The following is a 16117-nucleotide window of genomic DNA, read 5'->3' as shown; positions in this document are numbered from 1 at the left end:
GCCCTCAGGGGCCCCATTTTTGTGCCTGGCATCAATGGGTGCCACCCCCTTCGCGGGGCAAGCCCGCTCCCACACAATGTCCAGAGATCTGGGGCCTTTCATAGATCCTGTGGGAGCGGGCTTGCCCCGCGAAGAGGCCCGGCCTGCTAACAACAATCCATCAATTTTGTATACATTTATATAAAACGCACCAAATAATTTCAAAAAAACGACATCACGCCCTGTTCTCGTGCGATTGCTTCTTGGTACATTCGAAAAAAAACCAATAAGTCCAATCCCTCTTGGTGAGATGTCTACCATGGTCGAATCTGTCGATAATTTCCTCGCGCGCCTCAAGCAACGCGATCCTGCCCAGCCCGAGTTCCACCAGGCAGTGGAAGAAGTCTTGCGCACTCTGTGGCCGTTCCTCGAAGCCAACCCCCATTACCTGCAGGCCGGTATCCTGGAGCGCATGGTCGAACCCGAGCGCGCGGTGCTGTTCCGCGTTTCGTGGGTCGATGACCAGGGCAGGGTCCAGGTCAACCGCGGCTACCGCATCCAGATGAGCAGCGCCATCGGCCCGTACAAGGGCGGCCTGCGCTTCCACCCGTCGGTCAACCTGAGCGTGCTCAAGTTCCTGGCCTTCGAGCAGGTGTTCAAGAACTCCCTGACCTCGCTGCCCATGGGTGGCGGCAAAGGTGGCTCGGACTTCGACCCGAAGGGCAAGAGCGATGCAGAAGTGATGCGCTTCTGCCAGGCCTTCATGAGCGAGCTGTACCGCCACATCGGTGCCGACGTCGACGTGCCTGCCGGTGACATCGGCGTGGGCGCCCGCGAGATTGGCTTCATGTTCGGCCAGTACAAGCGCCTGGCCAACCAGTTCACCTCGGTACTGACCGGCAAAGGCATGACCTATGGCGGCAGCCTGATTCGCCCAGAGGCCACCGGCTACGGCTGCGTCTACTTCGCTGAAGAGATGCTCAAGCGCCGCGACCTGCGCATCGATGGCCGTCGCGTGGCGATTTCCGGCTCGGGCAACGTGGCCCAGTATGCCGCGCGCAAGGTCATGGACCTGGGCGGCAAGGTCATCTCGCTGTCCGATTCCGAGGGCACCCTGTACGCCGAAGCGGGCCTGAGCGACGCCCAGTGGGACGCCGTGATGGAGCTGAAAAACGTCAAGCGTGGTCGCCTCAGCACCCTGGCGGGCGAGTTCGGCCTGGAGTTCCGCAAGGGCCAGACCCCGTGGAGCCTGCCGTGCGACATCGCCCTGCCGTGCGCCACGCAGAACGAGCTGGACACCGAAGACGCCCGCACCCTGCTGCGCAATGGCTGCTTCTGCGTGGCCGAAGGCGCCAACATGCCGACCACCCTCGCGGCTGTGGATATCTTCCTGGAGGCGGGCATCCTGTACGCTCCGGGCAAGGCGTCCAACGCTGGCGGCGTGGCCGTGTCGGGCCTGGAGATGTCGCAGAACGCCATGCGCCTGCTGTGGACGGCCGGTGAAGTGGACAGCAAGCTGCACAACATCATGCAGTCGATTCACCATGCCTGTGTTCACTACGGTGAAGAGGCTGACGGCAAGATCAACTACGTCAAGGGCGCGAACATCGCCGGCTTTGTGAAAGTAGCTGATGCCATGCTGGCGCAGGGCGTGGTCTGATCCAAAACCGATGGGGCCGCTTTGCGGCCCCATCGGCCCGCCGCTCCTACAGGTGTGGGGGCGGCCTCACGCCTCACCCTCGATGGCGACCACCTCGATCGTCTGATCCCCTACCGGCCGCCGCCAAACCACTTCATCCCCAGGCCCCGCGCCTAGCAAAGCCCGCCCCAGCGGCGCCCCCCAATTGATCAACCCGCGCCCCGCATCGGCCTGATCTTCCCCAACCAGCTGCACCTCGTGCGCCTGGTCGTGCTCATCGACAAACCTCACCCGGCTACCAATCTGCACCTTGCTCCGCGAAGTGGCGGCTGGCACCACCTGGGCACTCTGCACCCGGGCGCTGAAGTAGCGCAGGTCACGCTCGGTATCGGCCAGGCGCTGCTTGTCGGCACGCTCGCCCTGGGCCTGCAGCTGGCTGCGCACTGTGTTGAGTTCGGCCACCCGTTGCTGCAGTTGCGCCAGGCCCAGGGCCGTGACGTAGTTGGGCTGCTCGCTGACCCGCCGCTCTACCGGCTGGTCGGCCTGGGCGGCGGCCTGGTCTTCGTTGACGAATGCTCGGCTCATGGTGGCCTCCTTGTGCTGAAGACCATGATGGCAGGCCGCCGGTTTCAAAGGATGTCCGATTGCGACCTAGGGGTGGCGGTAGGCCCGCGCAGCGCCGCGGTCTTTCTCCTGCTCCCAGTCACGGTCGCGTTGGTCCCAGTAGCGGTCGCGGTACTGACGCTGCTCTTCGCTGTTCTGCAGGGCGTGACACTGGCGAAAACCATCGTCCCAGCCGCTTTCGTACTGGCGGTTGTGCAGGTAGCGCGGCACGTCCTTGCGAAAGTCGCCGACCATCAGCCCGGCAGCCTGGCGGCCGCTGCTGCAGCCATCCTGGAAGCCATCGGCGTAGGCGGGCGGGTAACCGTGGTTGAGCATCTGTTCGTGGGTCGTTGCGCACCCAGACAGCAAAAAGGCAAAGCACAGGCCTAACCAGTACCGCGACATAGCCACCAGACCCTCCAGTTGATGCGGGAGAGTCTAGGTGGCGGTTTGTCGGTGGGCTGTCAAAACAGCGTCAAAGAGTCAGTAGTGGTACCACTTCAGCTCCAGCATCACCTCGTTCTGCGCCGTCGCCAGGTGGCTGAACTCACGCGACGCACTTAGCCGCAGGCCCAGGTTGCGGCTGATTTCCCATTGCTGGTTCAGGCTTACACTGCGGCGCACCTCGCCATTGGTGAAGAAGTCGCCCTTGGCCTCCAGCGTCATGTTGCCCAGCCCGTTGCGCCACAGCAGCCCGCCGTTGAAGCCCGCCGCCGGGGAAATGAACTCGGCGAAGTCGTTGTGGTGCTCCACGCGTACCGTGCCCAGGGCGAAGCCCAGCAAGCCATCGGCCAGTTGCCAGGTACCGCCGGCACCGCCGTTCACATGGCTTACCAGCACCTCGTCGTCATGCTTGCCCGGCACCCGCTCCAGGCCGCCGGTCACTTGCCATGACCACGGCTTGAGCAGGGCGTTGCGCGGCGTCAGGGAGCGAATGGTGGCGAGGTCCAGGCGCTGTACCTGCCAGTCGTTGCCTTCGTACTGGCGCACTTTGAGCTGCAAGATCTCGATCTGCGCGCCCAGCGGGAAGCCGTAGGCGTTGTCGTTGAGGTCGTGATAGGCCATGCGCAGGCCGTACTCGGCGTAGGCGCGGTCTTCCCGCGTGCCGACACCGAGCTGCCAGGTGCGTGAGTCATGGCCATCTTCGGGCAGCCCGGGGCGCTCGATATCCAGCGCTGGCGGCGGGTTGCGGTTGATCGCCCGCAGCAGCTCGAAGCTGCGCGTGGCCTGGCCCGGGTCGCGCTCCTGGCCGTTGGCGCGGTAACGCTCCAGGCGGTAGGCGGCGTCCTGCACCAGCGCCTGGCGCTCGCGCGGCAGGGCGGTGAAGGCCGGGCTTTGCAACTGCGCGGTATCGGCGCTGACCGCCAGTACCTGCTGCTTTTCGTGGGGGGCCAAAGGCTCGGCGCGGGCCAGCAGTTCGCGCTCGCGCGAAGGCCGGTAGTTGACGCTGGCCACCAGGCCAGACTGGCGCACCGCCTTGACCGTGTCGGTGGGGATGGCGGTCAGCGGAAACTGCGAGGTCAGGTCCAGGCTCGGCCGGGCTACTTGCAGCAGTTCCAGCAGGCGGTAGGAGCAGTTCTCGTCGAAGAAGAAGTAATCGAACTGGATCTGCTTGAGCTCCCACACATGCTCGACCATGCGCCCGGTCTCTTGCGGGGTGAGGTCCAGCTTGTACTCCCACAGGTCGCGGTTTTCCAGGCTGCGGTACTCGGACAGCTTCTCTTGGTACGGCATCAGCGCAAACAGGCCTGGATAGCCGCCCATCAGGCCCTTCCAGGCGTACAGGATGCTGTTGTCGCTGCCTTCGATGTAGGCGCCGAAGTTGATCGCGTAGCTCAGCAGCGTGGTGTCGTCGCTGTGGGTGGTGGACTGGTCGATGCGCAGCAGTGTATGGCCGAACATCGACGATGGGCTGTTCAGGTAGGCCGCCGGGAAGATCAGCGCGGCGCTGTGCGGGTCGATCGAGGTGTACCAGGTCTTGAATTCCTGGCAGTCGGGCTGCGGCAGGTCAGTCAGCCCCAGTTGTTCCTTGAGCCAACGGGTGCGTGCCGGAAAGACGCACTGGGCATGCTTGTCGCCCAGGCTGGCCGACGCATACAGCGCCTGCACCGTGGCCCGCAGCTCTTGGTCGGGGTGGTGCGCGCCATCCTCGGCGAGAAAGAACCGGGTGTCGTCCACATAGCTTCGCCAGCCACCGAGCTTGGCAGTCTCGTAATGGCCCAGGGCGATCCAGTAGGGGGTACTGGCCAGTTGCTGAATACGGCCTTCATCCAGCGCAGGCGCAGCATGAACAGGGGCGCAGGCACACAGCGCCAGGTAAGCGAGGCGTTTGAGCATATCGGGCAACTACTTCTTCACGATGCCGAAAAAAAGGCGAAACCCGCCCCGGAGGTGGGGCGGGGCAAGCTGCACTTAAGCCTCGGTTGCGTACTTGGCCAGGCGTGGGTCGCTCTTCAACACCGCCAGGGTGTTGCTGTGCACGGTTTCGGCCGTGACGTCGGCGCTGCTGAAGATCTGGTTGAAGTGCTGGTGGGTGACCGACTCGAAGTAGGTGCGGTCTTCAGGCGCTACACCCAGTACCACGGCATAGGTGGTCAGAGCCTCGCCCTTGCCCATGGCCATGTCTTCGGACAGTTCGTTCATCATGCCGTTCATGGCAAACCAGGACTTGCCGCCATAGGTCAGCGAAGCCTTGGTGGAGCAGCCGTTGGTGCCGGAGGTCATGCCGAAGGTGGCATTACCGGAGGTACCGTTGGTGGTGGAAGCCAGGAAGTGGGCCGGCGTACCGCGCTGGCCTTCGAACAGCATGTTGCCCCAGCCGCAGTTCGGGCCGCCAGGCGCCTCGGCCATGGCATTGAGGGAGACCACGGTGAACAGAGTACCCAGAAGAATCCGTTTCATAGCATTTGTTCTCTATTTGTCTTAACCAAGGGTCAGGGTTTCTGGCAACTCGGTTGCCAGGCGGGAAAGCTTTTCACCCACCCGCGCAGCTTGGAGTTTAGGCACGATCTAAAGGTTGCGTTGTTGATTGCGAAAAATTTGCCTGAAGCGCTGTGTTATCGCGACTGCGACATAAAGTCCCGCCGAGCCTTGCAAGGCGCGCGCGGGCAGCGCCAGAATGCTGCGTATCCGCCCCGCCGAAGTAAGGAAACCCAATGCCCGATCCTGTCGCTGCGCGCCTGCGTCTTGCGCCTGAAGCCCTGACCCGGCGTTTTTCCCCCGAGCAGTTTGCTTTTACCCACACTGACGATCTGGAGCCGTTTCGAGGTGTCCTGGGCCAGGAGCGAGCAGTCGAGGCCCTGCAATTCGGCGTGGCCATGCCCCGCCCTGGCTACAACGTGTATGTGATGGGCGAGCCCGGCACCGGCCGCTTCTCGTTCGTCAAGCGCTACCTCAAGGCCGAGGGCAAGCGCCAACACACCCCTGCCGACTGGGTCTACGTCAACCATTACGAAGACACCCGCGAGCCGCGTGCCCTGGAGCTGCCTTCGGGCACAGCCGGTGAATTCATCACCGACATGAACGGGCTGATCGACAACCTGTTGTCGACCTTCCCGGCGGTGTTCGAGCACCCGTCGTACCAGCAGAAGAAGGGCGCCATCGACCGTGCCTTCAACCAGCGTTATGACCGCGCCCTGGATGTGATCGAGCGCGCTTCGCTGGAAAAAGACGTGGCCCTGTACCGCGACGCCAGTAACGTCGCCTTCACCCCGATGGCCGAAGGCAAGGCGCTGGACGAGGCCGAGTTCGCGCAACTGCCGGAGGCGGTGCGTGAGCAGTTCCACGAAGACATCGCCCTGCTCGAGGAGCGCCTCAACGAAGAGCTGGCCAGCCTGCCGCAGTGGAAGCGTGAGTCGAACAACCAGCTGCGCCAGCTCAACGAAGAAACCATTACCCTGGCCCTGCAGCCGCTGCTGGCGCCGCTGTCGGAAAAGTACGCCGAGAACGCGGCGGTCTGCGCCTACCTGCAGTCGGTGCAGTTGAACCTGCTGCGCACCGTGGTCGAGCAACTGGTCGATGACAGCAAGACCGACGCCGTGGCGCGCAAGATGCTCGAAGAGCAATACGCGCCGAGCCTGGTGGTGGGTCATCACCACGACGGTGGCGCGCCGGTGGTGTTCGAGCCGCACCCGACCTACGACAACCTGTTTGGCCGGATCGAATACAGCACCGACCAGGGCGCGCTGTACACCTCCTACCGCCAGTTGCGCCCGGGGGCGTTGCACCGGGCCAACGGCGGCTTCCTGATTCTTGAAGCCGAGAAGATGCTCGGCGAGCCCTTCGTCTGGGATGCCCTCAAGCGGGCGCTGCAGTCGCGCAAGCTGAAGATGGAGTCGCCGCTGGGCGAGCTGGGCCGGGTGGCGAGCGTCAGCCTGACGCCGCAGATGATCCCGCTCAACGTCAAGCTGGTGATCATCGGCTCGCGTCAGCTCTACTACGCGCTGCAGGACCATGATCCGGACTTCCAGGAAATGTTCCGGGTGCTGGTGGACTTCGACGAAGACATGCCCATGGTCGACGAGAACCTGGAGCAATTTGCCCAGCTCTTGCGTACCCGCACCAACGAAGAAGGCATGGCGCCGCTGACCAGCGACGCCGTGGCGCGCCTGGCCACCTACAGCGCCCGGCTGGCGGAAAACCAGTCGCGGCTGTCGGCACGCATCGGTGACCTGTTCCAGCTGGTCAGTGAGGCCGACTTCATTCGCCAGCTGGCCAGCGACGAGATGACCGACGCCGGGCACATCGAGCGTGCGCTCAAGGCCAAGGCCACCCGCACCGGGCGTGTGTCGCAGCGGGTGCTGGACGACATGCTCGCCGGCATCATCCTGATCGACACCGAAGGCGCGGCCATCGGCAAGTGCAACGGCCTGACGGTGCTGGAGGTGGGTGATTCGGCATTCGGCATGCCGGCGCGTATCTCGGCCACGGTCTACCCCGGCGGCAGCGGCATCGTCGACATCGAGCGTGAGGTCAACCTGGGCCAGCCGATCCACTCCAAGGGCGTGATGATCCTCACCGGCTACCTGGGTAGCCGCTACGCCCAGGAGTTCCCGCTGGCCATTTCGGCGAGCATTGCCCTGGAGCAGTCCTACGGTTACGTCGACGGTGACAGTGCCTCGCTGGGTGAGGTGTGCACGCTGATCTCGGCGTTGTCGCGCACGCCGCTCAAGCAATGCTTTGCCATCACCGGTTCGATCAACCAGTTCGGTGAAGTGCAGGCGGTGGGTGGGGTCAACGAGAAGATCGAGGGCTTCTTCCGGCTCTGCGAGGCGCGCGGCTTGACCGGCGATCAAGGCGTGATCATCCCGCGTGCCAACGTGGCCACGCTGATGCTCGACGAGCGGGTACTGCAGGCGGTCGAAGGCGGGCAGTTCCACGTGTATGCGGTCAGCCAGGCCGACGAGGCGCTGAGCCTGCTGGTGGGCGAGGAGGCCGGCACGGCGGATGAAAATGGCGAGTTCACCGAGGGCAGCGTCAACGCCCGCGTGGTGGAGCGCCTGCGCGAAATCGCCGAGATGATCAGCGAAGAGGACATCAAAGAGGCAGAAAAGGAACGCCTGGAAGAGGTGATTGCGCAGGCTAAGCCGGCCTAAGTCAATAAACCGGCGCTGGCGGCGATGTGCTACCGTTCAGCGCCGGTTTTCCAACTTTCTGTGCTGTTCCTCTATGCTGGAACTTAGGACGGTATCAGCGTTCAGGATGGAAACAGCCTGAGGGTTTCAGGCTGAACAGGGCTCATTGGAGGGGACGCGGCCATGCGCAACCTCAGCCTTACTCGCCAGTGCCTGGGCCTGGTGACCCGCATCGAATGCAGCATCCGCCCACTGGCCGGCGACAACGGCATGTGGACGCTGCTGTTCGCCGCCGGCATGGCCGGCGAGCAACCTTCGGCCATCAAGGCCCAGGGGCCGTTTCACGGGCCGCTGGTGGCCGAGTCGGTGCTCAATGCCATTGTCGACAGCCTGACGCTACACGGGTATCAGGTTGCCGAAGACCCGCAGATCTGGTGCCTGCACCTGCAGGCCCAGTTGCGTCGCATCAATGGCGAGCGCTGTCGTAACCTGGGGGATTACCAGTTCCATCCGGAAAGCTAGGCGATTGCTGGGGCCGCTGCGTGCCCCATTCGCGACACACGGCGGCTCCCACAGCGGTGGCCGGGTGCGGCCTTGTGTCGCGATTGCGCTGCGCAGCGGAGCCGGGCTTTTGCTGCAGCAGGTGGCTGGCTATACTCGCCGTCGCTTTTTCAGTCACCTGACGAGTCCCTACCCTCCATGGAACGTATTCTCGAAAATGCGATGTATGCCTCGCGCTGGCTGCTCGCCCCTATCTACTTCGGCTTGTCCCTCGGGCTGTTGGCCCTGGCCCTGAAGTTCTTCCAGGAAGTCGTTCACGTCCTGCCCAACGTATTTGCCCTGAGCGAAGCCGACCTGATCCTGGTGATCCTGTCGCTGATCGACATGTCGCTGGTGGGTGGCCTGCTGGTGATGGTGATGATTTCCGGCTACGAGAACTTCGTCTCGCAACTGGACATCGACGACAGCAAAGAGAAGCTCAACTGGCTCGGCAAGATGGACTCATCTTCGCTGAAGATGAAAGTTGCTGCCTCGATCGTCGCCATTTCGTCGATTCACCTGCTGCGCGTGTTCATGGACGCACAGAACATCTCCACCGACTATCTGATGTGGTACGTGATCATCCACATGACCTTCGTGGTGTCGGCCTTCTGCATGGGTTACCTGGACAAGCTCACCAAGCACTGAGCCCGCTTGATAGGGTAAAACTGACGAGTGGCGTCAGTTTTACCTTGTGTATTCCCTGGCCCTGTACAAAAAATGAGCACTCATGCGGTTCCCGCTGCGAGGTGCTCTCATGAACCTGCATCAGCTCAATACCGAGGCCAGGGTTGGCCATGTCGACGAACTCAACCTGATCGCCATCGAAGGTGGTGATTACCTGCTTGAGGCCCGGGTCAAGGGCCGTGCGCATCCGCTTTCCGACAGCCGTGGGCAACGCTTGCGCGTGCACTCCGTGGAAGAAGCGCGTGACCTGCTCAAAGCCCTTCCATTGCTGTCACTGAACTTGTTGCACTGGTCAGTGCAGGACGAAATGTGCGGCATGGGCACGCACCCCGAAGAAGACCTGAAAGTACCGATTTCCCAGCGTTCGGCCTGGTAGCTGCTCCAGGCGCCCCAGTGTGCTAGGCTGCTCGCCCTTTTCATCAAGGGCGCGGCTTCACTGCGCCCTGCAGTGGAGCACGACAATGTCCGAACTCAACCTGTCTACCGACGAAACCCGCGTCAGCTACGGCATCGGCCGTCAGCTGGGTGGCCAACTGCGTGACAACCCGCCACCAGGCGTCAGCCTGGACGCCATCCTGGCCGGCCTGACCGACGCCTTCAACGGCGCCGACAGCCGCGTCAGCGAAGCCGACCTGTCGGCCAGCTTCAAGGTCATCCGCGACATCATGCAAGCCGAGGCAGCTGCCAAGGCTGAAGCAGCGGCTGGCGCCGGCAAGGAATTCCTGGCCGAAAACGCCAAGCGCGAAGGCATCACCACCCTGGCTTCGGGCCTGCAGTTCGAAGTGCTGACCGCAGGTGAAGGCGCCAAGCCGACCCGCGAAAGCAACGTGCGTACCCACTACCACGGTACCCTGATCGATGGCACCGTGTTCGACAGCTCCTACGAGCGTGGCCAGCCGGCTGAATTCCCGGTAGGCGGCGTGATCGCTGGCTGGACCGAAGCCCTGCAACTGATGAACGCTGGCAGCAAATGGCGCCTGTACGTGCCGAGCGAGCTGGCCTACGGCGCCCAAGGCGTTGGCAGCATCCCGCCGCACAGCGTACTGGTGTTCGACGTCGAGCTGCTCGACGTTCTGTAATGCCTATGGGGCCGGCTTAGCCGGCCTCAGTTCCAATCCGTCCCCCCAGGGCGCAACGCCCGCGCATAGCAGAACAGAAACAAATTCCGCACCAGCTCCTTGAGCACCCCAGGTTCGCTCGAATTCAGCCCGCTCATGTCCAGGTCGCCCTGGTCGCGCAGTTCATCAAGGGCTTCTTCTTCAAGCACCGCGCACACTTCGCCGGTCTCGCGATGCAAGATGCGCAGGTAAGGGTGAGGGCGGTCCAGCCAGGCGTCGATCAGATAGGTCATGGCTATTCTCCTTGGATAGCAGTTCCAATGAGAATAATTCTTATTATCAAAATAGCAAGGGTCTATTGCCGTATTTTTGCCCAATGGTGCAGTGACCCTGTTGCAGGATCTGTCAGGGCCACCAGAAAGGTAGCCCCGTTGCACCCTAGGGTCAGACCTTGCGCACGAACTCGGACTTCAGCTTCATGGCGCCGATGCCGTCGATCTTGCAATCGATGTCGTGGTCGCCGTCGCACAGGCGGATGTTCTTGACCTTGGTGCCGACCTTGACCACCAGGGACGAGCCCTTGACCTTGAGGTCCTTGATGACGGTGACGGTATCGCCGTCCTGCAGCACATTGCCGACCGAATCCTTTTTCACCACGTCATCGCTGGCGGCATCGGCTTCGCCGTTGGCCGACCACTCGTGCGCGCACTCGGGGCAGATCAGCTGGGTGCCATCCTCGTAGGTGTATTCGGAATTGCATTTGGGGCAGGGCGGCAAAGTGCTCACTTCGGTTCCTTAAACAGACAGGCGGTTGAAAAGACCCATATTGTATAAGGTTTTCTCTGTGAAGTGTTTTGTCCTTGCAAAAGCATCGCGGGCAAGCCCGCTCCTACATGGGCCTGTAGGAGCGGGCTTGCCCGCGATGAAGGTGGCGCGATGTTAGTGCGTACGCGCTACCGCAAACTCGCTCAGCTCGATCAACGCATCGCGATATTCACTGGCCGGCAGCACTTCCAGGCACTCGATAGCCCGCTTCACGTAGTCACGTGCCATCTGCGCGGTGTAGTCCAGCGCGCCCGAGGCTTCGACCGCTGCGCGGATCTGCTCGAGGTCTTCAAGGCCACCCTTCTGGATCGCCTGGCGCACCAGCGCAGCCTGTTCAGGCGTGCCTTCGCGCATGGTGTAGATCAGCGGCAGGGTAGGCTTGCCCTCGGCCAGGTCGTCACCAACGTTCTTGCCCAGGGTCTGCGAGTCGCCCTTGTAGTCCAGCAGGTCGTCGACCAGCTGGAAGGCCACACCCAGGTGGTCGCCGAAGGTGCGCAGGGCCTCGCGCTGCGCGTCGCTGGCGCCGGCCAGCGCGGCGGCGCTGTGGGTCGAGGCCTCGAACAGCATGGCGGTCTTGCCGCGGATGACCTCCATGTACACCTCTTCCGTGGTGCTGGCATCGCGCACGCGCGACAGCTGCAGCACTTCACCCTCGGCGATGACGCGGGTGGCCTTGGAGAGGATCTGCATGACCGGCATCGAACCCAGTTCGACCATCATTTCGAACGAGCGCGAATAAAGGAAGTCGCCCACCAGCACGCTCGGTGCGTTGCCCCACAGCGCATTGGCGGTGGAACGGCCGCGGCGCATGCCGGACATGTCGACCACGTCGTCGTGCAGCAAGGTGGCGGTGTGCAGGAACTCGATGGTCGCTGCCAGCAGGCGCAGGTCGTCGCCTTCGCGGCCCAGGGCCTTGCCACACAGCAGGACCAGCAGGGGACGCAGGCGCTTGCCACCGGCCGACGTGATGTAGTCGCCGATCTTCGATACCAGCGGCACGCGCGAGGTCAGCTGCTTCTTGATGATCTCGTCGACGGCGCTGAAATCATCAGCCACCGCGCGGTAGAAGGTTTGGGGTTGCATCGGCTGCTCCATTAACGTTGCGCGGCATGCTAGGTCGCGGGTCCCGGTGTGTCAAGGCGCGGTGCCAGCGCCACGGGGGCGGTACTTGCAAGCAAAACCGGGGTTGCGTACAATCGCGCACCCTAACTTCCTGGGCAGCACCTGCCTTACGCAATTGCACCGGGCCGTTCCAGCCCCATGCAGCCATGCCAGCCAATACTCATCATATAAAGCGCTGGGTGAGCAGGATTATCGGAGAAATACCCATGTCTTACGCAGTAATCGTTACCGGCGGCAAGCAGTACAAAGTCGCTGAAGGTGAATTCCTCAAGATCGAAAAACTGGAAGTCGCCACTGGCGAATCCGTGACTTTCGATCGCGTTCTGCTGGTTGCCAACGGTGAAGAAGTCACCATCGGCGCTCCAGTCGTCGCCGGCGCTAAAGTTGTTGCTGAAGTCGTTTCGCAAGGCCGTCACGATAAAGTCCGCATCATCAAGTTCCGTCGTCGTAAGCACCACATGAAGCGTATGGGCCACCGCCAGTGGTTCACCGAGATCAAAATCACCGGCATCCAGGCTTAATCCCCTAGATCCCCTGAATTTATTTGGAGAATTGAACCATGGCTCACAAGAAGGCTGGTGGTAGTACCCGTAACGGTCGCGACTCAGAATCGAAACGCCTTGGCGTGAAGATGTATGGCAGCCAGGTCGTCAAGGCCGGCAACATCATCGTCCGTCAGCGCGGCACCCAGTTCCACGCCGGCTACGGCGTTGGCATGGGCAAGGATCACACCCTGTTCGCCAAGATCGAAGGCGTGATCAAGTTCGAGAAGAAAGGCGAGTTCAACCGCCGTTACGTGAGCATCGTCGCAGCCTAATCGCGACGTCGCTCCAGAAGCCCCGTCATGCGACGGGGCTTTTTCGTTTGTGGTGAGCCTCTTGCAAAGCTGTTTGTATGGGCTGCCGGCGTGGGTTTCTACGGTCGTACGGGGCCGCCGCGCTCATTTTTGCAAGAGCCTCAGGTTTTTTAAGTATTCAGCTCGTCGGAAGACGAGGGGCGGTTTTAATGAAGTTTGTTGACGAAGTATCGATTCGAGTCAAAGCCGGTGACGGCGGTAACGGTTGCATGAGCTTCCGTCGCGAAAAATTCATCGAAAACGGTGGGCCTAACGGCGGCGACGGTGGTGACGGCGGTTCGGTGTACATGGTTGCCGACGAAAACCTCAACACCCTGGTCGACTACCGCTACACCCGTCACCATGAGGCCCAGCGGGGCGCCAATGGTGGCAGCACCGACTGCACCGGCAAGAAGGGTGAAGACCTGTTCCTGCGGGTGCCGGTCGGCACCACGGTGATCGACGCCACCACCCAGGAAGTGATCGGTGACCTGATCACCCCTGGCCAGAAGCTGATGGTCGCCCAAGGCGGCTGGCACGGCCTGGGCAACACCCGCTTCAAGTCGAGCACCAACCGTGCGCCGCGTCAGACCACCCCGGGCAAGCCAGGTGATCAGCGCGACCTGAAAATGGAAATGAAGGTCCTGGCCGACGTCGGCCTGCTCGGCCTGCCAAACGCTGGCAAGAGCACCTTCATCCGTTCGGTGTCGGCTGCCAAGCCGAAAGTCGCCGACTACCCGTTCACCACTCTGGTGCCGAACCTGGGCGTGGTCAGCGTCGACCGCTGGAAGAGCTTCGTCATTGCCGACATCCCCGGCCTGATCGAAGGCGCATCCGACGGTGCCGGCCTGGGTATCCGCTTCCTCAAGCACCTGGCGCGTACCCGCGTGCTGCTGCACCTGGTCGACATGGCGCCGCTGGACGAAAGCAGCCCGGCCGATGCCGCAGAAGTGATCGTCAACGAGCTGACCCGCTTCAGCCCGTCGCTGGCCGAGCGTGAGCGCTGGCTGGTGCTGAACAAGTCTGACATGGTCATGGACGACGAGCGCGACGAGCGGGTCAAGGAAGTGGTCGAGCGCTTGCAGTGGGAAGGCCCGGTCTACGTGATCTCGGCCATCTCCAAGCAGGGCACCGACAAGCTCAGCCACGACCTGATGCGCTACCTCGAAGACCGCGCCGACCGCCTGGCCAACGACCCGGTCTTCGCCGCCGAGCTGGCCGACCTCGACCAGCGTATCGAAGACGAAGCCCGCGCCCAGCTGCAGGCTCTGGACGACGCCCGTACCCTGCGTCGCACAGGCGTCAAGAGCGTCCACGACATCGGCGACGATGACGGTTGGGACGATGATTTCGAGGACGACGAAGACGGCCCGGAAATCATTTACGTGCGCGACTGACCGGTTGCAGTACACTAAACGCCGCTCTCTGGAGCGGCGTTTTTGTATCCACTGTATCTACAGATTCGACATAGGTTGGAAGAAGATGCGAAGCAAGGTGACGGGCGCCAAGCGCTGGGTCGTGAAGATTGGCAGTGCGCTGCTGACCGCCGATGGCAAAGGCCTGGATCGCGGCGCAATGGCCGTTTGGGTCGAGCAGATGGTCGCGCTGCGTGAGGCAGGCGTGGAGTTGGTGCTGGTCTCTTCGGGGGCAGTGGCAGCGGGCATGAGCCAGCTGGGCTGGACCTCGCGACCGAGCGCGATGAACGAGCTGCAGGCCGCCGCTTCGATCGGCCAGATGCGCCTGGTGCAGGCCTGGGAGTCGAGCTTCGGCGAGCACGGCAAGCACACCGCGCAGATCCTCCTGACCCATGACGACCTGTCCGACCGCAAACGTTACCTGAACGCGCGCAGCACCCTGCGCACGTTGGTCGACCTCGGCGTGGTGCCGGTGATCAACGAAAACGACACCGTGGTCACCGACGAGATCCGCTTCGGCGACAACGACACGTTGGCCGCGCTGGTGGCCAACCTGGTGGAAGCCGACCTGCTGGTGATTCTCACCGACCGCGACGGCATGTTCGACGCCGACCCGCGCAACAACCCCGAAGCCCAGCTGATCTATGAAGCCCGTGCCGACGACCCGGCGCTCGACGCCGTGGCCGGTGGCACCGGTGGCGCGCTGGGCCGTGGCGGTATGCAGACCAAGCTGCGCGCCGCACGCCTGGCGGCACGTTCCGGTGCGCATACCATCATCATCGGTGGCCGCATCGAGCGCGTGCTTGATCGCCTCAGGGGTGGTGAGCGCCTGGGCACCTTGCTGTCGCCTGAACGCGGCATGCTCGCTGCGCGCAAGCAGTGGCTGGCCGGGCACCTGCAAACCCGTGGCACGCTGGTGCTCGACGCCGGCGCCGTGCAGGCACTGCGCCAGGCCAACAAGAGCCTGTTGCCGGTTGGCGTGAAGACCGTGCAGGGCAGTTTCCGGCGTGGCGAGATGGTGGTATGCGTCGGCCCGGACGGCCTTGAAGTGGCCCGCGGCCTGGCCAACTACAGCGCCCTGGAGGCGCAGAAGATCATCGGCCAGTCGTCCGATAGCATCGAGTCGATCCTTGGCTATAGCGCTGAGCCCGAGCTGGTGCACCGCGACAATCTGGTGCTGGTATGAGCCTGTTCAAGCGAGTGATTGCCGTGGCGGCGCTGGCGCTGCCAATCCTGGCCGGGGCCGAGGAAGTCGGCCAGGTGTCCACGGTGTTCAAGTTCCTTGGGCCGAACGACCGCATTGTGGTCGAAGCGTTTGACGATCCCAAGGTCGAGGGCGTGACCTGCTACCTGTCGCGGGCCAAGACTGGCGGCATGAAGGGTGGCTTGGGGCTGGCGGAGGACCGTGCGGAGGCGTCGATTGCTTGCCGTCAGGTCGGGCCGATCAACTTCAAGGGTGAGTTGAAGGATGGCGAGGAAGTGTTCAAGGAACGCACCTCGCTGGTGTTCAAGACCATGCAGGTGGTGCGCTTTCTGGACAAGAAGCGCAATACGCTGGTGTACCTGGTGTACAGCGACCGCATGATCGAAGGCAGCCCGCAGAATGCGGTGACCGCGATTCCGATCCTGCCTTGGGCGCATTGATAGCCTGGTAGATTTTGGGAGGCCTTCGGCCTCCTTTCGCGACACAAGGCCGCTCCTACAGGGAAACGCATACCCCTGTAGGAGCGGCCTTGTGTCGCGATAGGGCCGCAAAGCGGCCCCAGATTCTTCAGGCCAACTCTTCGGCCTGATCCTCACGCACAACCTTCCTCACCTCATCCAGCCGGCTGATGAACTTC

Annotated in this window: 18 protein-coding genes; 11 read left to right on the top strand and 7 right to left on the bottom strand. The window is 62.8% G+C overall.

What is annotated here, in order from left to right:
- Positions 1–298: 298 nt before the first annotated feature.
- A complete protein-coding gene (gene gdhA, locus HU766_RS21995) occupies positions 299–1639 on the top strand; it encodes an NADP-specific glutamate dehydrogenase (RefSeq protein ID WP_186660569.1) in 1341 nt (446 codons plus the stop codon).
- 66 nt (positions 1640–1705) lie between these two features.
- Here the strand turns inward: gdhA and HU766_RS21990 are convergent, their stop codons facing one another.
- From HU766_RS21990 to HU766_RS21975, 4 genes are all read right to left on the bottom strand, one after another.
- The gene (locus HU766_RS21990) at positions 1706–2203 is read right to left on the bottom strand and encodes a GreA/GreB family elongation factor (RefSeq protein ID WP_186660566.1); all 498 of its coding nucleotides are present in this window, start codon (positions 2201–2203) and stop codon (positions 1706–1708) included.
- A gap of 66 nt (positions 2204–2269) precedes the next feature.
- Entirely contained in the window at positions 2270–2626 is a 357-nt protein-coding gene (locus HU766_RS21985) for a lipoprotein (protein WP_033701385.1), read from the bottom strand.
- Positions 2627–2704: 78 nt separating this feature from the next.
- Complete coding sequence (locus tag HU766_RS21980) at positions 2705–4558, bottom strand: DUF4105 domain-containing protein (protein WP_186660564.1); 1854 nt, start codon at positions 4556–4558, stop codon at positions 2705–2707.
- A 75-nt stretch (positions 4559–4633) separates the two neighbouring features.
- Positions 4634–5122, bottom strand: coding sequence for a DUF3015 domain-containing protein (locus HU766_RS21975; RefSeq protein WP_033701382.1), 489 nt, complete (start codon positions 5120–5122; stop codon positions 4634–4636).
- A 254-nt stretch (positions 5123–5376) separates the two neighbouring features.
- Between HU766_RS21975 and HU766_RS21970 the strand changes: the two genes are divergently transcribed.
- The 5 genes from HU766_RS21970 to HU766_RS21950 all read left to right on the top strand — a co-directional run bounded on the left by HU766_RS21970 (position 5377) and on the right by HU766_RS21950 (position 10100).
- Entirely contained in the window at positions 5377–7815 is a 2439-nt protein-coding gene (locus HU766_RS21970) for an ATP-binding protein (protein WP_033701381.1), read from the top strand.
- 162 nt (positions 7816–7977) lie between these two features.
- Entirely contained in the window at positions 7978–8316 is a 339-nt protein-coding gene (locus tag HU766_RS21965) for a hypothetical protein (protein WP_016713353.1), read from the top strand.
- Positions 8317–8493: 177 nt separating this feature from the next.
- Positions 8494–8982, top strand: a complete 489-nt coding sequence (locus tag HU766_RS21960; protein ID WP_016501546.1) for a TIGR00645 family protein — start codon at positions 8494–8496, stop codon at positions 8980–8982.
- A gap of 109 nt (positions 8983–9091) precedes the next feature.
- Complete coding sequence (locus tag HU766_RS21955; protein ID WP_033701379.1) at positions 9092–9397, top strand: DUF6482 family protein; 306 nt, start codon at positions 9092–9094, stop codon at positions 9395–9397.
- A gap of 85 nt (positions 9398–9482) precedes the next feature.
- Positions 9483–10100, top strand: a complete 618-nt coding sequence (locus tag HU766_RS21950; protein ID WP_033701378.1) for an FKBP-type peptidyl-prolyl cis-trans isomerase — start codon at positions 9483–9485, stop codon at positions 10098–10100.
- Between the two features lie 26 nt (positions 10101–10126).
- On the opposite strand, the gene HU766_RS21945 is transcribed toward HU766_RS21950, so the two are convergent.
- From HU766_RS21945 to HU766_RS21935, 3 genes are all read right to left on the bottom strand, one after another.
- Entirely contained in the window at positions 10127–10372 is a 246-nt protein-coding gene (locus HU766_RS21945; RefSeq protein WP_003256316.1) for a hypothetical protein, read from the bottom strand.
- A 151-nt stretch (positions 10373–10523) separates the two neighbouring features.
- The gene (locus HU766_RS21940; protein WP_033701376.1) at positions 10524–10865 is read right to left on the bottom strand and encodes a zinc ribbon domain-containing protein YjdM; all 342 of its coding nucleotides are present in this window, start codon (positions 10863–10865) and stop codon (positions 10524–10526) included.
- Positions 10866–11018: 153 nt separating this feature from the next.
- Positions 11019–11987, bottom strand: a complete 969-nt coding sequence (locus HU766_RS21935) for a polyprenyl synthetase family protein (protein ID WP_033701373.1) — start codon at positions 11985–11987, stop codon at positions 11019–11021.
- A 245-nt stretch (positions 11988–12232) separates the two neighbouring features.
- Here HU766_RS21935 and rplU point away from each other — a divergent pair, with 245 nt between their 5' ends.
- From rplU to HU766_RS21910, 5 genes are all read left to right on the top strand, one after another.
- Positions 12233–12547: a 50S ribosomal protein L21 gene (gene rplU, locus HU766_RS21930; RefSeq protein WP_003247466.1), complete on the top strand. Its 315-nt coding sequence runs from the start codon at positions 12233–12235 to the stop codon at positions 12545–12547.
- A 38-nt stretch (positions 12548–12585) separates the two neighbouring features.
- A complete protein-coding gene (gene rpmA, locus HU766_RS21925; RefSeq protein ID WP_008092023.1) occupies positions 12586–12843 on the top strand; it encodes a 50S ribosomal protein L27 in 258 nt (85 codons plus the stop codon).
- Positions 12844–13031: 188 nt separating this feature from the next.
- On the top strand, positions 13032–14258 hold the full coding sequence (gene cgtA / locus HU766_RS21920) for an Obg family GTPase CgtA (protein WP_033701372.1): 1227 nt from the start codon (positions 13032–13034) through the stop codon (positions 14256–14258).
- Between the two features lie 85 nt (positions 14259–14343).
- Positions 14344–15462, top strand: coding sequence for a glutamate 5-kinase (gene proB, locus HU766_RS21915; protein ID WP_186660561.1), 1119 nt, complete (start codon positions 14344–14346; stop codon positions 15460–15462).
- Positions 15459–15920, top strand: coding sequence for a CreA family protein (locus HU766_RS21910; protein ID WP_186660557.1), 462 nt, complete (start codon positions 15459–15461; stop codon positions 15918–15920). Before proB ends, HU766_RS21910 begins: the two co-directional genes overlap by 4 nt.
- The last annotated feature ends 197 nt before the right edge of the window (positions 15921–16117 follow it).

Origin of the sequence: Pseudomonas sp. SWRI77 (genome assembly GCF_014269105.1) — a bacterium.
Taxonomy (GTDB): domain Bacteria; phylum Pseudomonadota; class Gammaproteobacteria; order Pseudomonadales; family Pseudomonadaceae; genus Aquipseudomonas; species Aquipseudomonas capeferrum.
This window is presented reverse-complemented; position numbering and strand designations above follow the sequence as displayed.

Coding starts and splice junctions, on each gene's coding strand:
- gdhA (WP_186660569.1), top strand. CDS start 299: ATGGTCGAATCTGTCGATAATTTCCTCGCGCGCCTCAAGCAACGCGAT.
- HU766_RS21990 (WP_186660566.1), bottom strand. CDS start 2,203: ATGAGCCGAGCATTCGTCAACGAAGACCAGGCCGCCGCCCAGGCCGAC.
- HU766_RS21985 (WP_033701385.1), bottom strand. CDS start 2,626: ATGTCGCGGTACTGGTTAGGCCTGTGCTTTGCCTTTTTGCTGTCTGGG.
- HU766_RS21980 (WP_186660564.1), bottom strand. CDS start 4,558: ATGCTCAAACGCCTCGCTTACCTGGCGCTGTGTGCCTGCGCCCCTGTT.
- HU766_RS21975 (WP_033701382.1), bottom strand. CDS start 5,122: ATGAAACGGATTCTTCTGGGTACTCTGTTCACCGTGGTCTCCCTCAAT.
- HU766_RS21970 (WP_033701381.1), top strand. CDS start 5,377: ATGCCCGATCCTGTCGCTGCGCGCCTGCGTCTTGCGCCTGAAGCCCTG.
- HU766_RS21965 (WP_016713353.1), top strand. CDS start 7,978: ATGCGCAACCTCAGCCTTACTCGCCAGTGCCTGGGCCTGGTGACCCGC.
- HU766_RS21960 (WP_016501546.1), top strand. CDS start 8,494: ATGGAACGTATTCTCGAAAATGCGATGTATGCCTCGCGCTGGCTGCTC.
- HU766_RS21955 (WP_033701379.1), top strand. CDS start 9,092: ATGAACCTGCATCAGCTCAATACCGAGGCCAGGGTTGGCCATGTCGAC.
- HU766_RS21950 (WP_033701378.1), top strand. CDS start 9,483: ATGTCCGAACTCAACCTGTCTACCGACGAAACCCGCGTCAGCTACGGC.
- HU766_RS21945 (WP_003256316.1), bottom strand. CDS start 10,372: ATGACCTATCTGATCGACGCCTGGCTGGACCGCCCTCACCCTTACCTG.
- HU766_RS21935 (WP_033701373.1), bottom strand. CDS start 11,987: ATGCAACCCCAAACCTTCTACCGCGCGGTGGCTGATGATTTCAGCGCC.
- rplU (WP_003247466.1), top strand. CDS start 12,233: ATGTCTTACGCAGTAATCGTTACCGGCGGCAAGCAGTACAAAGTCGCT.
- rpmA (WP_008092023.1), top strand. CDS start 12,586: ATGGCTCACAAGAAGGCTGGTGGTAGTACCCGTAACGGTCGCGACTCA.
- cgtA (WP_033701372.1), top strand. CDS start 13,032: ATGAAGTTTGTTGACGAAGTATCGATTCGAGTCAAAGCCGGTGACGGC.
- proB (WP_186660561.1), top strand. CDS start 14,344: ATGCGAAGCAAGGTGACGGGCGCCAAGCGCTGGGTCGTGAAGATTGGC.
- HU766_RS21910 (WP_186660557.1), top strand. CDS start 15,459: ATGAGCCTGTTCAAGCGAGTGATTGCCGTGGCGGCGCTGGCGCTGCCA.